Raw genomic sequence first — 25,390 nt, forward strand, 5'->3', positions numbered from 1 at the left:
TGCATGAAATTTTTGACCTCCCTGCTGTGCGCCGCCCAGGTTTGCCTGATGACCCTGGCTGACGCCGCGCCACTCTCGATCACCTTGCCGCCCGAAACGGCAGCGTTCAAGCCCAGTTCGCTGCCTGGCTACCCATTGGCGCAGCAGAAGTGCTCCATCTGCCATTCGGCCGACTACATCAACTTCCAGCCGCCCGGCATGAGCCTGGCGCAGTGGACCGCCGAAGCGGGCAAGATGCAGCACGTGTACGGTGCTCCGATCAGCGACCAGGACGTGAGTGTGATCGGCGCCTACCTGGCGGCGACCTACGGCAGTGCCAAGGCCAGCGACGCCGATGTCCAGGCGGCCTCGAATCCGCCGGTGGAGCAGCCGCCGACGGTGTCGGTGGCAAAAGTGGCTTCGGCCTTGCTCAAGGACAACGCCTGCCTGTCCTGCCACGCAATCGACCATAAGGTCATTGGCCCGGCCTATCACGATGTAGCGGCCAAATATGCCAATGACCCGCAGGCGCTGGCCCAGGTAATGTCCAGCATTCAGCATGGCGGCAGCGGGAAGTGGGGGGATGTGCCCATGCCGCCCTTCGCGCAATTGGGCCCTGACGACCTGAAAAGCCTGGCGACGTTCATCATGAGCCAGTGAGTCCGCCGTCCAGTTTGGTGGAGCACGCCTTCCCCTGTAGGAGCTGCCGCAGGCTGCGATCTTTTGATCTTGATCTTCAGCAATCTCCTGATCGTAAAAGCAAGATCAAAAGATCGCAGCCTGCGGCAGCTCCTACAGATATTTCGTTATCTGTGTTCCCCCGGGATTGACGGTCAGTGGGCTTTTCTGTGAGTGCGATTTGTTCAATCCATCTAGGGATTGTCGGCACTGAAGCGCTTGAGAATGTCCTGGTACATTTTGGTCCGGCGGTGATCCCGGCCATATCCGCCAGCGGCGGCGACGGTGCCGGCCTGGACGTGGTCCAGGTACTTGAAGATTTTGCCGGGGGACAGAAACACCACCTTGTAGCCGAGGCCGATCGCGCGGTCCTGCAGCTCATAACCGGGCACCCGGTCATCGATCTGGAAATGCAGACCCTGCTGCTTCATCAGACTGCAATTCCAAAGGGTGCAAAAGCTTTTCAGGTGGGTTTCGGTGTAGGGCTTCGGTTCTCTTGAGCGCAGGCCCAGGGACAGTTTCAAGCGGCGAAAATGGTGCTTTGCGAAGCGTGAGGTGAAGCGCCAGACAGTCCTTGGCAACCCGCGATTGAGTTGTTCGGTGCAGCCGACCGCGATGACATTTCGGTCCCTGGTGCAGTGCTCCATCATCATCGTAAAGATGCTGGCATCGAAGACGAAGGTGTCGGTGTGCATCAGGAACAGATGGTCGGTATCGACCCTGGAAAGCGCCATGTCCAGTGCCTTGCCATGGGCGATGTGGCCGGGTTCTTTGGTGGGGGCATCGCGTTCGATCAGGTTGATCCAGTCCAGTGAGCGCAGATACTCGACGCTGGCGTCCGCCGAATCGTTGTCCACCACCCAGACGGGTATGCCGGCTTTGCGTGCAGGCTCACGTAAAAGGTCCAGGCAGATCCTGGTCAGATCGAGGGTTTTGTAATTCACCAGCACGATGCTGAACGGCGGTTTGGCGCTTGTATCGACACGGGCCATCTTCGAAATGCTCGACTACCTGAAAGCCTCGAAGACTAAACAAGCAACCTTAGCCCAAGCTTAATTTCACCTGGGCGGGTTGGCCGTTGGCATTCAGGCGGCCTCGATACGCCTAGGGCTTGGCCTGGTTTTTCAGCTTCTCTTCGATTTTTGCATCGACCGCCGCACGAATCTGGTCAACGCTGAAACTGGCAGGCTTCTGGCTCGGCGGGTACTCGATGAAGGTCTGCAGGAAGCGCGCCGCCTTGGCAACACCCGCGGCCATCAGGTAGGAGTTTTTCACCAGCCAGTCGTTGTACTGGTCCGAGACCAGGTCAGCCCGTTCATACGGGTCCATGCGCAGGTTGAACAGCTTCGGCACGCGCAGTGGCACGAACGGGCTGCTCCACACCGCAAAGCCACCGGGTTCGCGCTGTTCGGCGAAGACCACTTTCCAGTTGTCGAAGCGCATCGATACCAGCACGCCGTCGTCGTTGAAGTAGTAGAACTCGCGACGCTCGCCTTTAGGCTGTTGGCCGGTCAGGTACGGCAACTGGTTGTAGCCGTCCAGGTGCACTTTGAAGCTGTTGCCACCCGAGGTCGGTGCCCAACCCTTGAGCAACTTTTCCTTCACGTCGGTTTCGCCCGCGGCTGCCAGCAAGGTCGGGAACCAGTCCATGCCCGAGAACAGCTCGTTGGAGACTTCACCGGCCTTAATCTTGCCCGGCCAACGAATGATCGCCGGCACGCGGTAGGCGCCTTCCCAGTTGGAGTTCTTCTCGTTACGGAACGGCGTGGTGGCTGCGTCCGGCCAGGAGAACTGGTTCGGGCCGTTGTCGGTGGTGTAGACGACAATGGTGTTGTCGGCGATCTTCAGGTCGTCGAGGGTTTTCAGCAGTTTGCCGACGTCGCCGTCGTGCTCCAGCATGCCATCGGCGTAATCGTTGCCGGGCATGCCGCTCTGGCCCTTCATCGAGTCGCGTACGTGGGTGAACAGATGCATGCGCGTGGTGTTCATCCAGACGAAGAACGGCTTGTCGGCCTTCGCTTGTTTCTCGATGAAGGATTGAGCGGCAGCGGTGGTTTCGTCGTCGATGGTTTCCATGCGCTTGGCGGTCAGCGCGCCGGTGTCTTCGATCTTGCCGTCGGCGTAGCTGTGGATCACACCGCGAGGCGTCCTGGCCTTGACGAAGTCCGGGTCATCCTTGGGCCAGTAAGGGCGCTCGGGCTCCTCTTCGGCGTTGAGGTGATAGAGGTTGCCGAAGAATTCGTCGAAACCGTGGTTGGTCGGCAGGAACTCGTCCTTGTCGCCCAGGTGATTCTTGCCGAACTGGCCGGTGGCGTAGCCTTGGGATTTGAGGGCCTGGGCGATGGTAATGTCACGTTTTTGCAGGCCGATCGGCGCGCCCGGTACGCCCACCTTGGTCAGGCCGGTGCGTAGCGGTGACTGGCCGGTGATGAACGACGAACGCCCGGCGGTGCAGCTGTTCTCCGCGTAATAGTCGGTGAACAGCATGCCTTCGTGGGCGATGCGGTCGATGTTCGGCGTCTTGTAGCCGACCACGCCCATGGAATAGGCGCTGATGTTGGTCTGGCCGATGTCATCGCCGAAGATCACCAGAATGTTGGGTTTGTCAGCGGCATTCGCCGCCATTGCCATGACCGTCGTCGCCACCAGGGCGAGTTTCGGCAGCCACTTTTTTATGCGAGTCATCTGACTGGCTCCTTGTTGACGGGCGTCGCGCAGGGCGACCAGCGGCCATGTTCGAACGTCGTCAAAAGGTTCGCGCCACCCGTATCAGGTGGCGTGGTCGTCGATATGCAACACCGCGCCGGTGACGCTGGCGCCGGCACCGCTGGCCAGCAGTAACAAGGGGCCGTTGAGTTCTTGCAGGCCGGCGTCCTTGCCTCGACCGGCGGCGATGACGTTGACGCGAATGCGGTGGGGTGTCAGCGACTGGGCCATGGCGCGGCTCATGCGGATCAGGCTGCTATTGGTGCGCAGGCACGGGTTCGGCTCGCTGATGGGGCGCGGCGGCGGGTCGATATTGACGATGCTGCCACCGCGTTCGGCCTTGATCATGTGCAGGCTGGTGCAGTGGACGATGTGATTGTTCAGGGCAACATGCTCGCGCTCGGCGCTGTTGTTGATCAGCACATCGACGCTGCCGAATCGCTCCTGCACGGTGTCCAGGGCGGCTTCGATGCTCGGTCTGCGGGCGCTGTCGAGGCTGACAACCATGACTTCGCCACCTTCCCAATGCAGGTCGGCCGCCAGTTGCTCCAACTGCGAAGGGTGCTGGCCGCCGAGGGCCACACGGGCGCCGGCGAGGCTGATCAGGCGGGCGAAATGCGCGCCCAGTCGGGTGCTGGCATCGGCCACCAGGACGGTCTTGCCGGCCATGGAAAACGGCTGCATGAGATCGCTCATGGGCGTGCCTCCGCGGTTATCGGGCGGCGGGTGATCAGGGCTCGTGGGACAGGTATCCCGGGCGACGGAACAGGCGCGGCGCCGAGCATTTTCAACACCAGTTCCGAGTAATGGCGGATGACGGCATCAATGCTCCAGCGACCATCGGCCTGGTACCAGACGCAGGCATGGGTGAGCATGTTGAACAGGGTGCGGGCCATCAATTTGGGTTCGGCGCAGCTCAGCGAACCTTCCTTGACCCCTTGTTCCAGCAGTTCCTGCAGGGCGTTCAGATACTGACGCCGGGCTTGGCGGACCTGCTCCAGATCCTCTTCGTCGAGGCTTCTGAACTCCAGATTGCCGAGCATGGCCTCGTCCTGGTGTTCCAGGTGATAACGCACGTGGCAGGCGATGAAGGCAAGCAGTTTGATATCGGCGGTCGCGCACTTTTTGGGGCGACGCCGTGCCCACTCCCGGGACACCCCCTGGAAATATTCGAGAATCAGCTCCAGCAGCAGTTCGTTTTTGCCTTTGTAGTAGAGGTACAGCGTCGAGGCGTTGATGCCAGCTTCAGTGGCGAGCTGGCGCAGGCTCATCGAGCCGAAGCCGTTGCGCGAGATCAGTTTGATGGCGGCCAGGCGGATGTTGCTTTCAGTCATGTTCATGGGGTGGTCCTGCGGTCATCAAAACTCAAACGAAGTTGTGGCGGAGGAGCTTTTTGTGGCGAGGGAGCTTGCTCCCGTTGGGCTGCGAAGCAGGCCCATTTTTTCGGGGCCGCTTCGCGCCCCAGCGGGAGCAAGCTCCCTCGCCACAGTGGTTTTTACCTGCTGCTTATCGCTTTGTGCTTATTGCAGATTGCCAGCGACCGCGATGGTCTGCGCCGTGATGTAGTTCGACTCTGGTGAGCAGAACAGGTACACCGCATCAGCCGCTTCCTGCACGGTGCCCGGACGACCCAGCGGGTTGCGCTGGGCGAACGACTTGGCGGCTTCCGGGCTGATGCCGACTCGGATGTCACGGCCTTCGATGTTCACCGTGGCGCCGGCATGGGCGTCGGCCTTGGTCATGCGGGTTTCGATGAAACCGAAGGCCACGGCATTGACGTTGACCTTGAAACGACCCCATTCGCGCGCCAGCGCACGGGTCATGCCGATCACGCCGGCCTTGGCCGAGGAGTAGTTCATCTGCCCGGCGTTGCCGTTGAGGGCCGACACCGAAGAAATGTTCACCACTTTGCGGAACACCTCGCGCTCGGCCGCCGCATCGGCCTGGGCCTGGGCCTTGATGATCGGGTAGGCGGCACGCAGGATGCGGAAGGGCGCGGTCATGTGGCAATCGAGAATGGCGTACCACTGCTCGTCGCTCATCTTCTGGATCACGTCGTCCCAAGTGTAGCCGGCGTTGTTGACGATGATGTCGATGGCGCCGAAGTTGTCCATCGCGGTCTTGACGTAGCGGTCGCCGAAGTCCGGGGCGCTGACGTTGCCGTGGCAGACGGCGGCTTCGCCACCCAGCTTGCGGATCATTTCAGCGGTCTCGTGGGCCGGGTCGGCGTCCAGGTCGTTGATCACGATGCGCGCGCCTTCGCTCGCCAGTTTCAGGGCGATCTGTTGACCGATGCCACGACCGGAACCGGTGACCAGTGCGACTTTGCCTTCGAGTTTTGCCATGGGGTGTTGCTCCTCAGTGATCAGTTTTGTTTACAGAGCGATCACGGCGTCGCCAACGATCTTGGTCTCGCCGAATTGATTGGTGGTGCGCACTTCGACCTTGATCCGTTGCTCGCCCTCGACCTCGAAGCGCTCGACGACAGTGCCGGTGCAGGTGATCTGGTGACCCAGGTGAGTGATGCCGAGAAAGCGCACGCAGAACTCGCGCAACTGGCGCTGATCGACCCACTGGGTCAGCAGGCGACCGAGGTAGGCCATCGACAGCATGCCGTGGGCGAACACGTCGGGCATGCCGGCCCGGCGGGCGTAATCAGTGTCGATGTGAATAGCGTTGTGATCACCCGACGCACCGGCGAACAGGGCCAGGGTGGTGCGGTTGATCGGCGGCAGGGCCAGTGGTGGCAGGGTGTCGCCGACGTTGATTTTTTCCAGGCTAATCGCGTTCATCAGTGTTCTCCGCTTCAGCTGTTGCGCTGCACAAGCACGCTGCGCAGGTCCGCAACATGCTCACCGTGCTGATTGGTGACTCGGGTTTCGCGCACCACGAATTCCAGGGCGCCGCCTTTCTTGTCGTAGATGTCGGCGATGCGCACATCGAAGCGCAACGTGTCGCCGGCATAGGCCATGCGGTGATAACGGAAGGATTCTTCGCCATGCAAAATGCGCGCGGTGACGATGCCCAGTTCGTCACGCCAGGCGTTCGAGGGAATCTGGAACTCCAGCGAAAACAGAAAGGTCGGCGGCAGCGGCAGGTTGGGATACCCGGCATCGCGTGCGGCCTGTTCGTCAAAGTAAACCGGGTTGGTTTCACCGGTGGCCTTGGCGAAGAAGCGCAGTTGCCCGGCTTCGGCGGTCACGAGGAAAGTGGGCAGTTGTCTGCCGATGTGTTTCTTGTCGATCATCGAAATGGCTCCTTTGCTCTGCGGGCGCGTCAGTTTTTCTGGTAAACGGTGACCACGCAGGCGCCGCCCAGGCCGAGGTTGTGCTGCACCGCAATGCGCGCGTCCTGCACCTGGCGTTGTTCGGCGGTGCCGCGCAATTGGTGGGTCAGTTCAAAGCACTGGGCCAGGCCGGTGGCGCCCAGCGGGTGGCCCTTGGAGAGCAGGCCGCCGGACGGATTGGTCACCCATTTGCCGCCATAGGTGTTGTCGCCATCGTTGACCAGTCGCTCACCGCCGCCTTCGGCGCACAGGCCCAGGCCTTCATAGGTCAACAGTTCGTTCTGCGCGAAGCAGTCGTGCAGTTCGATGACGTCGACGTCCTGCGGGCCGATACCGGCCTGGTTGTAGGCGATATCCGCAGCCATGCGGGTCATGTCGAAACCGACCACGCGGATCATGTCCCTGGCGTCGTAGGTGCTCGGCAGGTCAGTGGTCAGCGCCTGGCCGGCCATCAATACGTCGGTGCGCAGGCCGTGCTTTTTCGCGAACGCTTCGGACACCACGATGGCCGCGGCAGCGCCACAGGTCGGCGGGCAGGCCATCAATCGCGTCATCACGCCTTCCCACAACATCGGGGCGGCCATGACTTCTTCGCTGCTCACCACGTTGCGGAACACTGCCAGCGGGTTATTGGCGGCGTGACGGCTGGCCTTGGCGCGGATCTTGGCGAAGGTTTCCAGTCGGGTGCCGTACTTCTGCATGTGCGCGTAGCCGGCGCCGCCGAACTGGCGGATGGCATTGGGCAGGTCAGGCATGCCGATCAGTTCGTTGGCCAGCACCAGGGCACGTTCGGTGGCCGGTGCGCGATCGGTCCAGGCGGATTTCAAGGCGCCCGGGTTCATGTGTTCGAAGCCAAACGCCAGGGCGCAGTCCACCGCGCCGCTTTGTACCGCCTGGCGAGCCAGGAACAGCGCACTGGAACCGGTGGCGCAGTTGTTGTTGACGTTGATCAGCGGGATGCCGGTCATGCCCACGCGGTACAGGGCTTTCTGGCCGCAGGTGGAGTCGCCGTAGACATAACCGGCGTAGGCCTGCTGGATGTCATTGAAATCCACACCCGAATCGGCCAGGGCCTGGCGGATCGCCTGTTCACCCATGACGTCGTAGGGCTCGTTGGTTCCCGGTTTCTTGAACTGGATCATGCCGACGCCAGCAACGAACACTTTATTGCTCATCGTTGTTTTCCTTGTTGTTTGAGAGGTTCAGAGCTTGCGCGCGATCATTTCGCGCATGACTTCACTGGTGCCGCCGTAGATGCGATTGACCCGTGAGTCGACGAAAGCGCGGGCGATCGGGTACTCCATCATGTAGCCGTAGCCACCGTGCAGCTGGACCATGTCGTCGATGCATTTCCACAGGGTCTCGGTGGTGAAGAGCTTGGCGATGGCCGCTTCTTCCAGGGTCAGGCGCCGGCGCATGTGCTCGCCCAGGTAGTAGTCGACCATCACCCGCATGGAGGTGGCCTGGGCCTTGATGTCGGCGAGCTTGAATTTGCTGTTCTGGAAGTCCCAGACGGTCTGGTTGAAGGCCTTGCGGTCTTTCACGTATTCGAGGGTCTGCTCCAGCAGGCGCTCCAGCTTCGCGGCGGCGGACACGGCGATCGAGAAGCGCTCCTGGGGCAGTTCACCCATCAGGTAGGTAAAGCCCAGGCCTTCCTCACCAAGGCGGTTGCCGACCGGCACGCGGACATTGTCGAAGAACAGCTCGGACGTGTCGGCGGCGGCCTGGCCGACTTTCTCCAGTTTGCGCCCGCGCTTGAAGCCGGCGCGGCTGGCTTCCACGGCGATCAGGCTGATGCCCTTGGCGCCGGCAGCCGGGTCGGTCTTGCACACGACAATCACCAGGTCGGCGGTCAGGCCGTTGCTGATGAAGGTCTTGCTGCCGTTGATCACGTATTCGTCGCCATCGCGCACGGCGGTGGTGCGCACGGCCTTGAGGTCGCTGCCGGTGCCGGGCTCGGTCATGGCGATGGCCAGGATGGTCTCGCCCGAGCAAATGCCCGGCAGCCACTGCTGTTTCTGTTCTTCGTTGCCGCAGCGATTGATGTACGGAGCGATGACGTCCGAATGCATGCCGAAGTAGGCGCCACTCACGCCGGCCCGGGCGAACTCCTCGTTGAACACCGCGCAGTGACCGAAATCACCGCCACCACCACCGTATTCGATGGGCAGGGTGATGCCGAGCAAGCCTTCGCGGCCGGCCTTGAGCCAGGTTTCGCGGTCGACCTGACCGGCCTTGTCCCAGGCGGCCTGGCGCGGCAGGCATTCGCGTTCGAAAAAGCGTCGCACGGTGGTGCGGAACATCTCATGGTCGTCGCGGAAAACGGTTCGGGCGATGTGCACGCAAGACTCCTCAAACATGGCAGGCCGGCCTTGGGCCGAGCGCTTACGCAAGGCGCGGACTGCGCCTGTGATCTGAGGGTTACGATAGGTGGGGCCCGTGGCCCGAACGCCACCCGAGCCGGGTGGCAGGGAAAAAAACAATCCATGTAGGAGCTGCCGCAGGCTGCGATCTCTTGATCTTGTTCTTGAAAAACAAAGTCAAAAGATCGCAGCCTGCGGCAGCTCCTACAGGGTTTCAGGGGTGGACGTTGCTGTCATCCTGGGATTCCAGATCGCGCACCCGGGCCACCGCTTCATCGCGGCTGCTGACGCCGAGCTTGCTGTAGATATGGCTCAGGTGCCATTTCACGGTTTCCGGGGACAGGCCCAGGGCACGGGCGATTTTCTTGTTGGGCAGGGCCTGGGCCAGCAGGCGCACGACTTCGATTTCTCGCTCGCTCAACGGCTCGATCCCGGCCGTCAACGGTTTGCTGGTGGCCGTTGTCGCAGGTTTGGCCTTCGAGATCGCCGGGGTCGTGGCCTCGGCCGCCTGCAAGCGCTCGACATAAAACGCCAGCACCGGGTCCAGGGCTTCGCGGGCGGCGATATCGCAGATCAGTTTCAAGCCATCCGGATGGGCGTCGAGGAGGCTGCGCACCAGGCCAAAGCGTTGACCTCGGCGCAAGGCTTCGATGACTTTGATCCGTGCCCGTTCAGGGTTGCCGCGTTCGGACTCGATCACGGCGCTGAGCACCAGCAGGCGCGTTGTCCCGAGTTGGCGACGATGCCGGTCGCAGGTTTCGATCAATCGTTCGATGCGATCGCAAGCCCCGTCCAGATCACCCTGGACCAGTTGCCAGCGAGCGCGGGCATTCTCGGCCAGGATGTGGATTTCCTTCAGGGCCGTGTGCCCGGCATCCGGGTGACGCGCGTCGATGGCTTCCAGGCGCGCCAGTTTGGCCTGGGCTTGTGCCGTCTCCCCGAGAATCAGCAACCAGCGCACTTGCCAGGTCAGGCAGTAGGCTTGCAGGCGCTCCAGACCGAGTTTGATCGCGTACTCATCCAGCCGCTCGACAAACGCCAGGGCTTCTTGATGGTTACCTGCCAGCCATTGCACGTTCCATAACACTTGCAGCACACGCAGGACGGAATCGGGAATCGAAATCCGTTCGAGCAGGTCGATCCAGCCCGAGAGCATTTTGAACGCGGCGTCGACATCGTTGGTTTCGTACAGCACCTCACCGAGCAGCGCGGCGGAGAGATAAGTCGCGTCGGCACCGGCCTTGCCGCATTGGCCGGCCTCATGCAGCACGTCGCGGTAAACCCTTTCCGCCTGAGTCATCTGGCCTTCAAGGGCCAGGCTCAAGCCAATCATGCAACGCCCCTGAAGGCTGCCCGCCGTGGTTCCCAGCAGCGGTTCGCCATTGATCAGCAGGTTCGGCCGGTCGAGTTGTACCTGCCGGGCCTTTTCGTATTCGCCGCGGTGCATGTACAGCCAGGACAGGATATTGGCGCAGGAGCCGATGGCCACGCTGTTGCTGCCCGGCGGCGGGTTGAGCAGTTGCGGCAGGACCGTCATGGCCGCGTCGGTGTCATCCCGTTGCAGGGCCAGGGAGGCGCGCAGCAGCGAGATCATGAAGTGGTCATGGACTTCGCTCTCGGGAACGTCGCGAAACAGTTGTTCGAGACTGGCGCTGCAGGCCACGAAATCCCGGGCATACAACTGCATCCGCGCCTTGAGGATGCGCAACTTGACCCGAGCCTGTACCTGTTCGACCGGCAACAGCCGTACCAGCTCGATCAACATGCGCAGGTCGCCATGGGCGTAGAGCGCCTCGGCGTGTTGCTCCACCAGGTCGGCGGCGGCAGCCGGGTCGCCGCCCATGACCGCATGGTGCACCGCTTCATCCAGGTGATTGTGGTCACGGAACCAGTGCCACGCCCGCACGTGCACCGCGTGTTGCTCGGCCTGGCTGCGGGAGTCGAAATACTTGAGCAGGGTTTCGCGCAACAGCGGGTGCAGGCGATACCAGGTTTCACGTTCGGCGCTGTCCACCGGGATCAGGAACAGGTTGTCCCGCTCCATGCGCGTCAGTAGCGCATTCGCTTCGGCAACCGCCTGCGGGTGGCCGCTGAGAGCGGCGCACAACGAGGCGCAGAATCGGTTGCACACGGCCATGAGCAGTAGCAGGTCGAGGTCGGTCGGCGACAGGTGAGACAGCACTTCGACTTCGAAAAACTTGGCGAAGGCTTGATCGTCCCGCAGTTGCGTGTGCACTGACGTGGCGTCCGGGGTGGCAGGCGGGCGGTTCTTTTTGCGGCTGACGGCGAGCAGTTGCAGGCCGGCGACCCAGCCATCGGTCAGCTCATGCATCATCCTGGCGTCGCGGGCATTGATCTCGCCCAACTGCGCCTTGAGGAACTGTTCGGACTCGAGCGCCGTGAAGCGCAAGTCCCGCAGGTTCAGCTCGAGCACCAGTTCCTGGCTGCGCAACCGCGCCAGGGACAACGGCACGGCACTGCGCGATACCAGCGCCAGGTGCAGGTTGGCCGGGGCGTAGTCGATCAGCCATTGCAGGGCCTGGTGAATTCCCACGTCGGTCAGGTGGTGCAGGTCGTCGAGTACCAGCACCAGTTCACGGCCACGGCTGGCAATGCTGCGCACCAGGGTGATGACAGTGCGTTCAACGGCTTCGCTGTCGATGCCGCGACCTTCCAGTTGAGTCGCGTCCCGCACCAGCGCCGGGTCGATTTGGCCGAGGCTCGCCAGCAGGTAGTCAAGAACACGCGTCAGTTCGTTGTCGTCCGCCGACAGCGTCAGCCACGCCACATCGAATCCCAACGGCAACAGCGCCTGGCGCCAGGCGATCAGGGTCGAGGTCTTGCCGCAGCCGGCCGGCCCCTTGAGCACGATGCAGCGCAAGCGTCGGGCCTTGAGCATTTGATCCTGCAGGCGTTCGCGGGAAATCAGGCGCCCGGTGCTGCGCGGCGGAATCAGTTTGGTGCTGACGATCGGGGACTGAACCGGATTGAAGACCTGGCTGGCATGGGGGTCCGATGCATTGGACTTGCGGTGTTTATCCATGGGGCTGTCCGATTCTTTCTTGTTTTGTGGGTGCGTCGAATCTCATCGAGTGTAACCCAGGGCATGGGTGGCATGACCCTGTCTTTGGCGGCCACCACCCGATGTGGGTGGTGGTCGTCGATCAACGGATTGATCTACTGGAAGGCACAAGAATAGGAGTGCTGTGGCGCTCCGTCAGAACAGTGGAGCGTTGGCAATGGGCGTACTGAGTGGCATTCGGGTGGTGGAGTTTGAGGCAATCGGGCCGGCGCCGTTTGGCACCATGCTGTTGGCCGACATGGGCGCCGACGTGGTGCGCATCGACCGCCCGCAGAAGGCCAGTGACTTGGGGCCGAAGCTGGAAGGCAAGCGTGCCGATATTACTGGGCGCAATCGGCGTTCGGTCACCCTCGACTTGAAGCGCCCGGACAGTGTCGCCGCTGCGCTGGAACTGATCGAACGTGCCGATGTGGTGATTGAGGGGTTTCGCCCCGGCACGATGGAGCGCCTGGGTCTTGGCCCTGACATCGCGCTCGAACGCAATCCGCGCCTGGTCTACGCACGGATGACCGGTTGGGGCCAGACCGGCCCGATGGCCGACCGCGCCGGGCATGACCTGAACTACATCGCCTTGTCAGGTGTGTTGTCGAGCATCGGCCCGGCCGGTGGGCGACCGGTGCCGCCGCTGAACCTGGTGGGCGATTACGGCGGTGGCGGCATGCTGCTGGCGATGGGCGTGCTGGCGGCGCTGGTCAACGTGCAGCGCGGCGGCGCCGGCCAGGTGGTCGACGCGGCCATGACCGAAGGTGCTGCGCAGCTGGGCTCGGTGATCTGGGGCTTGCTCGCCGGCGGGCACTGGACAGAACAGCGCGGCAGCAACCTGCTCGACGGCGGCGCGCCCTGGTACGACACCTACGAAACCCGCGACGGCCAATACATGGCAATCGGGCCGATCGAGTCGCGCTTCTATGCGCAGATGCTGGAAGTTCTCGGACTGTCCAACGCCGACCTGCCCAATCAGCACGACCGGGCTGGCTGGCCGCGGCTGCGTGAGGCCTTCACCGCTGCGTTCCTGGGCCGCACCCGCGAGCAGTGGGTGGCAGCGTTCGAAGGCAGCGACGCTTGCGTTGCACCGGTGCTGGGGCTTGTCGAGGCCGCCCGGCATCCCCATGGCGTTGCCCGTGGCAGCTTCATCGAGGTCGACGGGGTGGTGCAGCCGGTCCCGGCTCCGCGCTTCCTTGGCACGCCATCGGCGCAACCGCAACCCGCTCCCGAGCGTGGCGAACACGGCGGCGACGCACTGCGCGACTGGGGCTACGACACAGCGGCCATCGAGCGCTTGCGTGCGCTGGGTCTGGGATGGCGCGCCTGAGCGCGTTCGCCCCGAAAAAACATAAAGATCCGTGCAGCGCAGGAGTCACCCATGGCCATTCAGTTCAAGATCATCGATCACGTGGCACTTGTCACGCTCGATGCGCAACAGTCGAACAACGCGCTGACCCTCAGCGATTTGATGCACCTGCGCAAGACCCTGGGCGCCTGCCAGGATGACGAACAGGTGCGGGTCATCGTCCTGACCGGTGCCGGCGAACGTGCATTTTGCAGCGGTGCGAGCCACAAGGAGTCGCTGCTGGCCGCTTCGGGGTTCGTCGCCGGCACCCTCAAGAGTCGCGAAACCGAAGCCGAGGAGGGTGGCTACAGCCGGCTGTTCGACCTCAGCGACCTGGACATCTGGAAACCGGTGGTTGCCGCCATCAATGGTGCCTGCCTGGGAGGCGGTCTTGAGCTGGCGCTGCAATGCGATCTGCGCATCGCTTCGTGCGGCGCTACCTTCGGCTTGCCTGAAGTGTGCGACGCGACCATTCCAGCGGCCGGCGGCGTGCAGTACCTGCTGCGTGCGATCCCGGCGGCACACGCGATGAAAATGGCCCTGACCGGAGAGTCGATCGGCGCGCAGGAGGCTTTGGACATCGGTTTGATCATAGAGCTGCTGCCCCAGGACCGTCTGCTGCCAGCGGCGCTGGACCTGGCCGGGCGCATTGCCGCCAACGGCCCGCTGGCGGTGCAGTCGATCAAGCGCCTGGCCTTGCAGACCGCCCACCTCTCACCCCGGGATTTCGTCACCCAGGCCCATCTGCACTGGGGGTTGCTGCGCGACAGCGAAGATCACGCCGAAGGGCGCATGGCCCAGGCCGAGCAGCGTTCACCGAAGTACACCGGCACCTGACGCAACAGGCAAGCGCCGCATTCGTCCTGACCTGACAACAATAATTCACAGGAGAACCCCATGTATTTGACCCAAGGCCTGCACCGCGTGTTGCAGCAACGTCCCCATGCCGTGGCGACAGTCTTTCGCGACCGCCGCCGCACCTATGCCGAACTGGCCGAGCGGGTGGCTCGTCTGGCCGGGGCGTTGCAGCAACTGGGGATGCACACCGGCGACCGCGTCGGCCTGCTGGGCCTGAACTCCGACCGATTCCTTGAGTATTTCCTGGCGACCTGGTGGGGCGGCGGCGTGGTCAACCCGGTGAATATTCGCTGGAGCGTGCCGGAAATCGTCTACTCGCTGGACGACTGTGACACGCGCATCCTGCTGATCGACGACACCTTCCTGCCCATGGCCGAAGACATCGCCGGCAGCGCCAAGGTACGACCATTGCTGATTCACATCGGCGACGGGCCATTGCCCGAAGGCATGCTGTCCTATGAGCAACTGATTCGTGAAGCTACGCCGGTGGACGACGCCTTTCGCGGCGGTGATGACCTGGCGAGCATCATGTACACCGGCGGCACGACCGGCCGGCCGAAGGGCGTGATGCAGTCGCACATGAACCTGTGGACCGCTGCCGTGGCCCGTGCGGCCGATGTGCCGGTGCCGGCGGATGCCCTGACCCTGCATATCGCGCCGATGTTCCACCTGGCGGCGCTGTCGCGGGTCATCCTGATCTCGCTGCTCGGTCTGCCGAGCATTTTCGTCCCGGCCTTCGATGCCCTGGACGTGATGCGTACCATCGAGCGCGAGCGCATCACCGACATCCTGATCGTGCCGACCATGCTTCAGGCATTGATCATGCACCCGGAATTCGCCAGACATGACCTGAGCTGCCTGCGCAGTCTCACCTACGGCGCCTCGCCGATTGCCGTGCCCTTGCTGGAGCTGGCGCTCAAGGCGTTGCCTAATGTCGAGTTCACCCAGGGCTACGGCATGACCGAAGCGGCGCCGCCGATCAGCGCCAACGGTCCGGAAAACCATAGCGCCGAAGGCATCGCCAATGGCCGATTGCGTTCTGCCGGGCGACCTGGGCTGGGCGTGACCGTGCGCATCGTCGACGAACACGACAACGAGGTGCCGCGCGGCACGGTCGGCGAAGTGCTGGTCCGTGGCCCGAACATCATGCTCGGCTACTGGAACAAACCCGAAGAAACCGCCCAGGCCCTGCGTGGCGGCTGGATGCACACCGGCGACGGCGCCTACATGGACGACGACGGCTATGTCTACATCGTCGACCGCTTCAAGGACATGATCGTCAGCGGCGGCGAAAACGTTTATTCGGGTGAAGTCGAAAGCGCGATTTCCAGTCACCCGGCCGTCGCCGCCTGCGCAGTGATCGGCATTCCCTGCGCGCAGTGGGGCGAAGCGGTGCATGCTGTGATCGTGCTCAAGCCCGATCACGAAGCCGCGGGCGCAGCGATCATCGAGCATTGCCGGCGGCAGATTGCGGGCTACAAGACGCCGAAGTCGGTCGAGTTCCGCACCGCGTTGCCGCTGTCTGGCGCTGGCAAGGTGCTCAAGCGCGATCTGCGCGAGCCGTTTTGGGCCGGCAAGGATCGGGGAGTCAGCTGATGCCACAAGTGAACGGTGGCGCATTGATTCCCGAGGGCTTCTGCGCGCTGGAACAACGCTCGGGTTTTTTGCGCTGTTGCGGCGACTTTTATGTACATGAAACGCTGCCGATCCTGGCGGTGCGCCTCGAACCCCAACATCTCAATTACGTGCGCATCGCCCACGGCGGCTTTCTCGCCACGGTGGCGGACAGCGCGTTCGGCGTCATTTTGCGGCGCCTTTCGGTGTCGCAGTCGGTGGCAGTGACGGTCAATCTGAACGTCGATTACCTCGGTCCGGTGCACGAAGGCGAGTGGCTGGAGGCGCATGTGCAAGTGCTCAAGCGCGGCGGCACCTTCATCAACGCCAGCTGCCTGTTGAAGGTCGGCGAGCGCCTGGTGTTACGTGCCAACGGCGTCTTCACCCCCTGGAAGGGCCAGACGCCATGTACATGACCCAATGCCTGCAACGCACGTTGCAACAGAACCCGGATCAGCTCGCGACGGTTTTCGGTGATCGCCGTCGGACCTATCGCCAGTTTGGTGACCGCGTCGCTCGCCTGGCGGGTGCCTTGCAGAGTCTGGGCATGGCGGCCGGCGATCGGGTCGGCATGTTGGCGCTCAACTCCGACCGCTACCTGGAATACATCATGGGCGTGTGGTGGGGCGGCGGGGTGCTCAACCCGGTGAACATCCGCTGGAGCGTGCCGGAGATCGTCTATTCGCTGGACGATTGCAGTACCGGCATCCTTATCGTCGACGAACACTTTGCACCACTGGCCGAGAAGATCCGCATCAGTGCCCGCCATGCGCCACGGTTTATCTATGCAGGCGAGGGCGAAGTGCCGGTGGGCATGCTGGGTTTCGAGCAACTGATTGCCCAGGCCACGCCGGTCGAAGACGCCGGGCGTGGCGGTGAAGACCTCGCCTGCATCATGTACACCGGCGGCACTACCGGGTTTCCCAAGGGCGTGATGCAGTCGCACTTGAACCTGTGGTCGGCGTGCATGCCGCGCATGGTCGACATGCCGCCGATCCGTGACGGTCGACTGTTGCACGTGGCACCGCTGTTCCATGTCGCCGGCATGGCTCGGGCACTGATTCAGTTCATGGCCGGTGAAAGCCATGTGCTGCTGTCGAGTTTCGACGCGGCCCAAGTGCTGCAGGTGATCGAGCGGGAACGGATCACCGAGACGCTGCTGGTGCCGACCATGATCCTGGCGCTGCTGGCCCATCCGGACTTCGATCGCCATGACCTCGGTAGCCTGAAACGCCTGACCTACGGTGCGTCACCCAGCGCTGGCGAAATGGTGGAACAGGTGTTGGCCCGGCTTCCGGATCTCGAGCTTTCTCATTCCTACGGGTTGACCGAAGCCTGCCCGGTGGTGTCGAGCAATCTGCCGTGCAATCACACGCCGCAGGCACGCAAGAGTGGTCTGTCGCGTTCGGTCGGGCGCGGCGGGTTGGGGGTCAACGTGAAGATCGTCGACCCGCAAGGTCAGGAAGTCGCGCGAGGCACGGTGGGCGAGATCATCGTGCGCGGGCCGAACATCATGCAGGGTTACTGGAACAAGCCCGAGGAAACGGCCAGGGCATTGCGAGATGGCTGGTTGTACACCGGCGATGCCGCGTGGATGGATGAGCAGGGCTACCTGTTCATCGTCGACCGCTTGAAGGATATGATCGTCAGCGGTGGCGAAAATGTTTACTCGGCGGAAGTCGAAAACGTCCTGGCGCGGCACCCCGCCGTGGCGCTGTGCGCGGTGATCGGCGTTGCCCATGAACAGTGGGGCGAGGCAGTGCACGCGGTGGTGGTGCGCAAGCCCGGTGCCCAGGTCGATGCCGAGCAATTACGCAGGTACTGCCGCGAATTCATTGCACCCTACAAATGCCCGAAAACCGTTGAGTTTCGCGACGAACTGCCGCTGTCGGCCGCCGGCAAAGTCCTCAAGCGCGAACTGCGCCAATAACCCCCATAACCGCCCCTGTAGGAGCTGCCGAAGGCTGCGATCTTTTGATCCTGATCTTCAAAAAATCAAGATCAAAAGATCGCAGCCTGCGGCAGCTCCTACGGTCGGCGGTGATCGCTACCCGATCCGGGTGGCTTCACGACCCACCCCCCGCCAATACAGTGGTTCTACGAACCAGGCGCAAGCCTTGCCTGGCAACCCACTGGAGATCCCGATGCATATCAACCGTACCGTCTACCGTGAAGACCACGAAATGCTGCGCGACACCGCGCGGCGTTTCTTCGAGCGTGAGTGCCTGCCCAAACAGGCGCAGTGGGACGAGGCCGGGCAGGTCGACCGGGAAACCTGGCTCAAGGCTGGCCGCCACAATCTGCTGTGCCTCACCGTGCCGACCGAGTATGGCGGTGGCGGCGGCGACTTCGGCCACTCGGCGGTGTTGATCGAAGAGCTTTACCGCGCCGGGGTTTCGGGCTGGAGCCTGGGCGTGCATTCGGACATCGTCGCGCCCTACATCGTGCGTCTGGGCACCGAAGAGCAGAAGCAGAAATGGCTGCCGAAAATCTGCACCGGCGAAACCGTACTGGCCGTCGCGATGACCGAGCCGGGCACCGGTTCCGACCTCAAGGCGATCCGCACCACCGCCGTGCGTGACGGCGACGAGTGGGTGATCAACGGCAGCAAGACCTTCATCAGCAACGGCCTGACCTGCGACATGGTGGTGGTCGTGTGCAAGACCGACCCGAGTGCCGGGGCCAAGGGCTGCAGCCTGATCATGGTCGAGTGCGACCGTGAAGGGTTCCGCCGCGGGCGCAAGCTGGACAAGGTCGGCCAGCACGCTGCCGACACCGCCGAGCTGTTCTTCGACGATGTCCGTGTGCCTGTGGGCAATCTGCTCGGCGAAGAGAACAAGGGCTTCATGCACCTGATGGAAGAGTTGCCGCAAGAGCGCCTGGTGATCGCCCTGTACAGCGCCGCCAAGCTCGAACGCCTGCTGGAACAGACCGTCGAGTACGTGAAGGATCGCAAGGCGTTCAATCAGACCGTCTGGGACTTCCAGAACACCAAATTCAAGCTCGCGGACATCAAGGCCCAGGCCACGGCCGTGCGCCTGACCATCGACCACTACATCAGTGAGCACATGCGTCGTCGCCTCACGGTGCAGGAGTCGGCCATTGCCAAGCTCCTGGCCACCGAAACGCTGTGGAAGTGCATCGACGACATGGTCCAGCTGCATGGCGGCTACGGCTACATGATGGAGTACCCGATCGCCCGCGCCTTCGTCGACATGCGCGTGACGCGTGTCTTCGGTGGCACCAGCGAAGTGCTGCGCGAACTCATCGCGCGCCAGTTGTGATTCCTTTTCCCGCATTTTTTCAGGTGACACCATGAGCGAAAAAGTACTGGTTGCCGGCGTTGGCATGATCCCGTTCCGCAAGCCCAGCGACAGCCCGACCTATGTGCAGATGGGGGCCGAAGCGGTGCGTCGCGCCCTGGCCGATGCGGCGATCGATTACAGCCTGGTCCAGGAGGCTTACGCCGGTTACGTCTACGGTGATTCCACCTGCGGCCAGACCGTGCTCTACGAAGTCGGCATGACCGGGATCCCGGTGGTCAACGTCAACAACAACTGCTCGACCGGCTCCACCGCGTTGTACCTGGCGCGCAAGGCCATCGAATCCGGTTCGGCCGATTGTGTACTGGCGGTGGGTTTCGAGCAGATGCAGGCCGGCGCATTGAAGTCCCATTGGGACGACCGCCCGCCGACCCGTGAACGTTTCCTGCCGATCCTGCGCGGCCTGACCGCCGATATGGATGGCATGGCCCAGGCCATCCGTACCTTCGGTGGTGCCGGGCGCGAATACATACAGAAATACGGCACCAGAATGGAAACCTTCGCCGCAGTGCGCGCCAAGGCCAGCCGTCATGCCGCCAACAACCCGCTGGCATTGTTTCGCAAGGTGCTCAGCGTCGAAGACGTGATGAACGACCCGGTGATTCTGCCAGGCGTCATGACCCGCCTGATGGCCTGCCCGCCGACCTGTGGCGGCGCGGCGGCGATCCTGGTGTCCGAGCGTTTCGCGAAAAAACATGGCCTGCGCCGCGACGTGGAAATTGTCGCCCAGGCCATGACCACCGACACGCCCGAATCCTTCAACTTCGAAAAACCGTCGATGCTCGACTGGGTGGGCACCCACATGACCCACGCCGCCGTGGGCCAGGTGTACGAGAAGGCCGGCGTCGGTCCACAGGACATCGACGTCTGCGAACTGCACGACTGCTTCGCCCAGAACGAAGTGATCTGCTACGAGTCGCTGGGTTTCTGCCCCGAGGGCGGGGCCGAGAAGTTCGTCATGGACGGTGACAACACCTACGGCGGGCAGATCGTGATCAACCCGTCCGGCGGTCTGCTTTCCAAGGGCCATCCGTTGGGTGCGACCGGTTTGGCGCAGTGCTACGAGCTGACCCAGCAATTGCGCGGCAATGCCGAGCAGCGGCAGGTCGACGGTGCGCGCCTGGCCATGGCCCATAACCTCGGGCTGGGCGGTGCATGCGTGGTGACGCTGTACGGCAAAGTCAGTGGAGGTGCCCAGTGAGCAGCTTGCTCGACGCCTTTCGCCTGACCGCACTGCCGCCACACGCAGAAGCCTTTCGTGCCGAGGTCAAGGCTTTTCTGGCCGAGCATCTGCCAAGGGTTTCGGCAAGTGTGCGAGCGCGCAGCTGGACCGGCTTCGATGCAGGTTTCAGTCGGCAACTGGCGCAGCGCGGCTGGGTCGGCCTGACCTTGCCCGCCGCTTATGGCGGTGCCGGGCTGGATGCGTTCAGTCGCTTCGTGCTGGTGGAGGAGCTGCTGTCTGTCGGTGCTCCGGTGGCGGCTCACTGGATCGCCGACCGCCAGAGCGGGCCGTTGATCCTGAAGTTCGGCAGCGATGCACAGAAGGATTTTTTCCTGCCGCGCATCTGCGCCGGCCAGGCGTTTTTCTGCATCGGCATGAGCGAGCCGAACTCGGGTTCGGATCTGGCCAGCGTGCGCAGTCGTGCCACCCGTTGCCCTGAAGGTTGGCGCCTGAGCGGGCGCAAGATCTGGACCACCAACGCCCATCACGCCGACTACATGATCGCTTTGGTGCGCACCAGCGGTGCGCCCGAGGACCGTCAAAACGGGTTGTCGCAATTCATCATCGACCTCAAGCAGCCAGGTATCAGCGTGCGTCCCATCGTTGACCTGGCCGGTGACGCGCATTTCTCCGAAGTGGCCTTCGACGACGTCTTGCTCGGCGAAAACGCCTTGGTGGGCGAGGAGGGCAGTGGCTGGAAACAGGTCAACGCCGAACTGGCGTTCGAGCGCAGCGGGCCGGAGCGTTTCTACTCCAGCATCGTGTTGCTCGACCTGTGGGCCGAGACGTTGCGGCGCACAGGCGCGACGGCTCAGGAGACTGCGTTGCTCGGTAGTTTTCTCAGCCAGCTCACCTGCCTGCGCAACCTGTCGCTGGCACTGACCGCACTGCTCGCACGGGGTCAAAGCCCGGTGGTGGAAGCCGCACTGGTCAAGGACATCGGCACCGAATTCGAGCAAGCGATCCCGGCAGCGATTGCCGCGGCGATCAGCGCCGTTCCGGATGTACCGGTCGATGAGGCGCTCTACAGCACGGTCGCCTACCTGAACCAGGTCGCGCCGACCTTCTCGTTGCGCGGCGGCACCCGGGAAATCCTGCGCGGCATGATCGCCCGCGGCCTTGGCCTGCGCTGATGCACCTCCAACAGGAAATACTTCATGTTCACTGAAGCCATTGAAAAGATCCTCAGCGACTTGTGCACGCCGGCGCGGGTCCGTGCCGTGGAAAGTGCAGACAGCGCAACGACGTTGTGGAGCGCCCTGGAAGACAGCGGTTTTCTCGAATTGCTGACGCCGGAAGTCGCCGGTGGCGCGGGCCTTGCGCTCGATGCACTGCTGCCGATTTTTGTCGCCTTCGGTCGCTGCGCGCTGCCGGTCCCGGCGGCGCAAAGCATGGCCGCTCGCGCGTTGATGCGCGACTGCCCGAGCGCGCCACCGAGCGGCATGTTGACCCTGGCCGGTACAGCCCATCGCCAGCCCGATGGCCTGTTGTGCGTGCCACGGGTGGCGTTTGGCTTGATGGCCGATTTTGCGCTGGTCAATCTGGAAGGCCAGTTGTTGCTGCTTGATTGCAGCCTGGCCCGCCGTCAGCCCACGGGCGTTCATGGCAGTCAATGCGCCACCTTGTACTGGACGCAGGACTCACTCGGTAGCGCCATCGGCAATAACGGCGAGGAAGTACGGGTATTCAACGCCGCCATCCACGCCGCCGCCATCGCCGGGGCCATGGAGCAGGCACTTGCCATGACGCTGGAGTACTGCAACGACCGCGTGCAGTTCGGCAAGGCCATCGGCAAGTTCCAGGCGGTGCAGCATCAGCTCAGCGTGATGGCCGAGCAGGTTGCCGCTTCGCGCATCGCCGCTGAACTGGCGTTTGCCGGCGATTCGCAGGTGCCGCCGCTGATGGCGACGGCCATTGCCAAAGCGCGAACCAGCATGGCGGTGCCTCAAGTCACGGCCATCGCCCATGCATTGTTCGGCGCCATCGGCGTGACCGAAGAACTGGACCTGCAACTGTTCACCCGGCGCCTGCACGAGTGGCGCATCAGCGAAGGTTCGGAAACCTACTGGAACGGGATTGTCGGCCAGGCGTTTCTGACGCAGCCGAACGTCACGGCCTGCGAATTCGTGCGTCACGTCACCCCGTCTCCAACTGCTTGAGGATCAGCCATGAAGCCGTTTTTGAAGTACGAACAGGAAGGTCATGTCGTCACCCTGACGATGAATGACCCCGAGCGACGCAATCCGTTGACCGGCAACAGTGCCGTGCCGGAGTTCCTCGAAGCCATCGAGCGCATCGAGCGCGACAGCAGCGTCCGTGCAGTGATCATCACCGGCGCCGGCACGGCGTTTTGCTCCGGCGGCAACGTGCGCGACATGGACCGCTATGCGCAAATGTCGGGTATGCAATTGCGTCAGGAATATCGCACCGGCATTCAGCGCCTGCCCTTGGCGCTGTTCAATCTGGAGGTCCCGGTGATCGCCGCGGTCAATGGCGCGGCCATCGGCGCGGGGCTGGATCTGGCGTGCATGTGCGACATCCGCGTGGCGTCCGGGCAGGCGAAGTTTGCCGAGAGCTTCGTCAAGTTGGGGATCATTCCGGGGGACGGTGGCGCCTGGCTGTTGCCACGGATCATCGGTCTGTCCCGTGCCACCGAGTTGACGTTGACCGGGCAAATGATCGACGCCCGTCAAGCGGAGCAATGGAACCTGGTGTCCCGTGTTGTTCCCGCCGAACAGTTGCTGGACACGGCACGGGACATCGCCGCGTCGATTGCCGCCAACCCGCCTCACGCCGTGCGTCTGGCCAAGCGTTTGCTGCGCGAGGCCTTGCACACCCGGCTCGACACGCTGCTGGAAATGTCCGCGACGTTTCAGGTGCTGTCGCACCAGACCGCCGACCACCGCGAAGCCGTGGCGGCCTTTATCGACAAACGCGTGCCGAGCTTTACCGGGTGAGTGTCACCGAGCGTAACGCCCGGCTTGGACCGGGCTGTTACACCGCGCGAAACCTCGCGACCAACACCCCTTCAAATCACCCGTTCGGGTGTGAGGGACGGGCCGGAGCCCCACTAGCATGGGCGCTCCAACACTTAATCCTTAACCGGAGAAACCGCATGACAACAAAAACAATGCGCGGAGTCTTCCAGCCGAGTCTGCTGGCCGTCGCTGTAATGGTTGCCACTTGCGCGAGCAATCAGGCTCACGCTGTTGATTTCAACATCGGGGAAATTCAGGGCAATTTCGATTCATCGCTGTCGATAGGGGCGAGCTGGTCGACGGCTGATGCAGACAAGCAATTCATCTCCAACTTCAACTCACAGGGCGTTACCGGCGGTCAGTCCGCGTCCCGGACCACCGACGACAACCGCCTGAATTTCAAGAAGGGTGAAACCTTCTCGAAGATCTTCAAGGGCGTGCATGACCTGGAGCTGAAGTACGGCGACAGCGGCGCGTTCGTGCGCGGTAAATACTGGTATGACTTCGAGCTGATGGACGAGAGCCGCCCGTTCTATGACATCGACGACTCGGGGCGTGATCGCGCCGCCAAGTCCTCCGGCGCGATGTTCCTCGACAGCTTCGTCTACCACAACTACACGATTGGCGATCAGGTCGGCAACGTGCGCCTGGGCAAGCAAGTGGTGAGCTGGGGCGAGAGTACGTTCATCGGCAACTCGATCAACAGCATCAACCCGATCGACGTCGCCGCCTTGCGTCGTCCCGGTGCGGAAGTGAAGGAAGGCCTGATACCGGTCAACCTGCTCTACGTGTCCCAGGGCCTGGCGGACAACATCACCGCCGAAGCGTTTTACCAGCTGCAATGGGACAAGTCGGTGGTCGACAACTGCGGCACGTTCTTTGGCAATGACGGCGTACCGCAAGGCTGTGACGACCGCCTGGTGATCGCCGGTCTCGACCTGCCACCGGGGGTGGCGAAGAACACCGGTGGTCTGGCGGCCATTGCCGCAGGCACCGATGATGCCTTTATCCCGCGCCTCAACGACAACGATGCGCGCGACAGCGGCCAGTATGGCCTGGCTCTGCGCTGGTACGTGCCGGAAGCCAACGACACCGAGTTCGGCGCCTATGCGATGAACTATCACAGCCGCAACCCGTACCTGAGCATCAACCAGATGAGCAACCCGGCCGGGGGCGTGGCTTCGGCGCGCAGTGCCCGCTACTTCATCGATTATCCGGAAGACATTCGCCTGTACGGCTTGAGCTTCCAGACCAACGTCGCTGGCGTTTCGCTGGGGGGTGAACTCAGCTACCGGCCGAACATGCCGCTGCAACTGAACACCGCCGACCTGTTGTCCGCGGCGACCTTCGGTGCCACATCACCCCTGATCACCACCGGTTTCGCCGGGCGAACCCTGGGTGGCGAGGTCAATGGCTACAAGCGCATGCCGGTGACCCAGGCGCAGGTGACCGCGACGCAGTTCTTCGATCAGGTGTTCGGTGCCAGTCGCCTGACCCTGGTGGGCGAGGTGGGTTACAACAAGATCAACGGCCTGGGCAAGGCGGACGGTACGGACCTGCGCTTCGGTCGCAGCCCGGCCTTCGGTTCTGGCGAACTGCCGGGTGCTGCCGGTGCGGCCACTTGCCGTGGCAGCGCAGCGGGCCTGCCCAACGCCAGCAACCCGGCGCAGGAGTGCAACAACGATGGCTTCTACACCAGCAGCAGCTGGGGCTATCGGCTGCGCGGCAAGCTCGATTACCCGAACGCGATCGCCGGTATCAACCTCTCGCCGAACCTTGCCTGGTCCCACGACGTCCAGGGCTACGGCCCGAACTTCGATGAAGGTTCCAAGGCGGTCAGCCTCGGTGTCGATGCCGACTACCAGAACACCTACACCGCCAGCCTCAGTTACACCAACTACTTCGGTGGCGATTTCAATACCAACGTCGACCGTGATTACGCCGCGCTGAGTTTCGGCGTGAATTTCTGAT

General features: G+C 62.9%; 21 protein-coding genes and 1 pseudogene. 12 read left to right on the forward strand and 10 right to left on the reverse strand.

Translation table 11 applies throughout. The features are described 5' to 3' along the window. Positions 1-3: 3 nt before the first annotated feature. Positions 4-639 (forward strand): c-type cytochrome, encoded by a 636-nt coding sequence (locus C9422_RS21980; RefSeq protein ID WP_116582121.1) that lies wholly within the window; start codon positions 4-6, stop codon positions 637-639. Positions 640-851: 212 nt separating this feature from the next. On the opposite strand, the gene C9422_RS21985 is transcribed toward C9422_RS21980, so the two are convergent. The 10 genes from C9422_RS21985 to C9422_RS22035 all read right to left on the reverse strand — a co-directional run bounded on the left by C9422_RS21985 (position 852) and on the right by C9422_RS22035 (position 12,055). Beyond that, on the reverse strand, positions 852-1,649 hold the full coding sequence (locus C9422_RS21985; protein ID WP_116582122.1) for a glycosyltransferase family 2 protein: 798 nt from the start codon (positions 1,647-1,649) through the stop codon (positions 852-854). A gap of 112 nt (positions 1,650-1,761) precedes the next feature. After that, on the reverse strand, positions 1,762-3,342 hold the full coding sequence (locus C9422_RS21990) for an arylsulfatase (protein ID WP_116582123.1): 1,581 nt from the start codon (positions 3,340-3,342) through the stop codon (positions 1,762-1,764). Between the two features lie 84 nt (positions 3,343-3,426). After that, on the reverse strand, positions 3,427-4,059 hold the full coding sequence (locus C9422_RS21995) for an SDR family NAD(P)-dependent oxidoreductase (protein WP_116582124.1): 633 nt from the start codon (positions 4,057-4,059) through the stop codon (positions 3,427-3,429). Beyond that, on the reverse strand, positions 4,056-4,703 hold the full coding sequence (locus tag C9422_RS22000; protein WP_116582125.1) for a TetR/AcrR family transcriptional regulator: 648 nt from the start codon (positions 4,701-4,703) through the stop codon (positions 4,056-4,058). The genes C9422_RS21995 and C9422_RS22000 overlap by 4 nt, the downstream gene beginning before the upstream one ends. Before the next feature lie 180 nt (positions 4,704-4,883). Further along, positions 4,884-5,708 (reverse strand): SDR family NAD(P)-dependent oxidoreductase, encoded by an 825-nt coding sequence (locus tag C9422_RS22005; protein ID WP_007974186.1) that lies wholly within the window; start codon positions 5,706-5,708, stop codon positions 4,884-4,886. A gap of 30 nt (positions 5,709-5,738) precedes the next feature. Next, positions 5,739-6,155, reverse strand: coding sequence for a MaoC family dehydratase (locus C9422_RS22010; protein ID WP_116582126.1), 417 nt, complete (start codon positions 6,153-6,155; stop codon positions 5,739-5,741). 14 nt (positions 6,156-6,169) lie between these two features. Continuing rightward, entirely contained in the window at positions 6,170-6,610 is a 441-nt protein-coding gene (locus C9422_RS22015) for a MaoC family dehydratase N-terminal domain-containing protein (protein WP_007974190.1), read from the reverse strand. Between the two features lie 29 nt (positions 6,611-6,639). Beyond that, entirely contained in the window at positions 6,640-7,824 is a 1,185-nt protein-coding gene (locus tag C9422_RS22020) for a lipid-transfer protein (RefSeq protein ID WP_116582127.1), read from the reverse strand. 27 nt (positions 7,825-7,851) lie between these two features. Then, positions 7,852-9,009: an acyl-CoA dehydrogenase family protein gene (locus tag C9422_RS22025; protein WP_256590011.1), complete on the reverse strand. Its 1,158-nt coding sequence runs from the start codon at positions 9,007-9,009 to the stop codon at positions 7,852-7,854. A gap of 217 nt (positions 9,010-9,226) precedes the next feature. Beyond that, positions 9,227-12,055 carry a LuxR C-terminal-related transcriptional regulator gene (locus tag C9422_RS22035; RefSeq protein WP_116582129.1) on the reverse strand — a complete coding sequence of 943 codons (2,829 nt, stop codon included), beginning with the start codon at positions 12,053-12,055 and terminating at the stop codon, positions 9,227-9,229. A gap of 196 nt (positions 12,056-12,251) precedes the next feature. Here C9422_RS22035 and C9422_RS22040 point away from each other — a divergent pair, with 196 nt between their 5' ends. From C9422_RS22040 to C9422_RS22090, 11 genes and pseudogenes are all read left to right on the forward strand, one after another. After that, entirely contained in the window at positions 12,252-13,406 is a 1,155-nt protein-coding gene (locus C9422_RS22040) for a CaiB/BaiF CoA-transferase family protein (protein WP_116582130.1), read from the forward strand. A gap of 51 nt (positions 13,407-13,457) precedes the next feature. Further along, positions 13,458-14,261 carry an enoyl-CoA hydratase/isomerase family protein gene (locus tag C9422_RS22045; RefSeq protein WP_116582131.1) on the forward strand — a complete coding sequence of 268 codons (804 nt, stop codon included), beginning with the start codon at positions 13,458-13,460 and terminating at the stop codon, positions 14,259-14,261. Positions 14,262-14,318: 57 nt separating this feature from the next. Next, a pseudogene (locus C9422_RS22050) lies at positions 14,319-15,878 on the forward strand (long-chain fatty acid--CoA ligase); the annotation flags it as partial. Continuing rightward, entirely contained in the window at positions 15,878-16,312 is a 435-nt protein-coding gene (locus C9422_RS22055; RefSeq protein ID WP_116582133.1) for a PaaI family thioesterase, read from the forward strand. The pseudogene C9422_RS22050 and the gene C9422_RS22055, both read left to right, overlap by 1 nt. Continuing rightward, positions 16,303-17,826, forward strand: coding sequence for a long-chain-fatty-acid--CoA ligase (locus tag C9422_RS22060; protein WP_116582134.1), 1,524 nt, complete (start codon positions 16,303-16,305; stop codon positions 17,824-17,826). Before C9422_RS22055 ends, C9422_RS22060 begins: the two co-directional genes overlap by 10 nt. Positions 17,827-18,040: 214 nt before the next feature. Beyond that, positions 18,041-19,180, forward strand: a complete 1,140-nt coding sequence (locus tag C9422_RS22065) for an acyl-CoA dehydrogenase family protein (protein ID WP_095967213.1) — start codon at positions 18,041-18,043, stop codon at positions 19,178-19,180. Between the two features lie 31 nt (positions 19,181-19,211). After that, positions 19,212-20,420 (forward strand): lipid-transfer protein, encoded by a 1,209-nt coding sequence (locus C9422_RS22070; protein ID WP_116582135.1) that lies wholly within the window; start codon positions 19,212-19,214, stop codon positions 20,418-20,420. After that, a complete protein-coding gene (locus C9422_RS22075; RefSeq protein ID WP_116582136.1) occupies positions 20,417-21,574 on the forward strand; it encodes an acyl-CoA dehydrogenase family protein in 1,158 nt (385 codons plus the stop codon). The genes C9422_RS22070 and C9422_RS22075 overlap by 4 nt, the downstream gene beginning before the upstream one ends. Before the next feature lie 24 nt (positions 21,575-21,598). After that, entirely contained in the window at positions 21,599-22,600 is a 1,002-nt protein-coding gene (locus tag C9422_RS22080; RefSeq protein WP_116582137.1) for an acyl-CoA dehydrogenase family protein, read from the forward strand. A 9-nt stretch (positions 22,601-22,609) separates the two neighbouring features. Then, the gene (locus tag C9422_RS22085; protein ID WP_116582138.1) at positions 22,610-23,398 is read left to right on the forward strand and encodes a crotonase/enoyl-CoA hydratase family protein; all 789 of its coding nucleotides are present in this window, start codon (positions 22,610-22,612) and stop codon (positions 23,396-23,398) included. A gap of 158 nt (positions 23,399-23,556) precedes the next feature. Then, a complete protein-coding gene (locus C9422_RS22090; RefSeq protein ID WP_116582139.1) occupies positions 23,557-25,389 on the forward strand; it encodes a DUF1302 domain-containing protein in 1,833 nt (610 codons plus the stop codon). Position 25,390: the final 1 nt, after the last annotated feature.

The sequence above is a fragment of the Pseudomonas sp. B1(2018) genome, from assembly GCF_003097365.1.
GTDB lineage: Bacteria > Pseudomonadota > Gammaproteobacteria > Pseudomonadales > Pseudomonadaceae > Aquipseudomonas > Aquipseudomonas laurylsulfatiphila.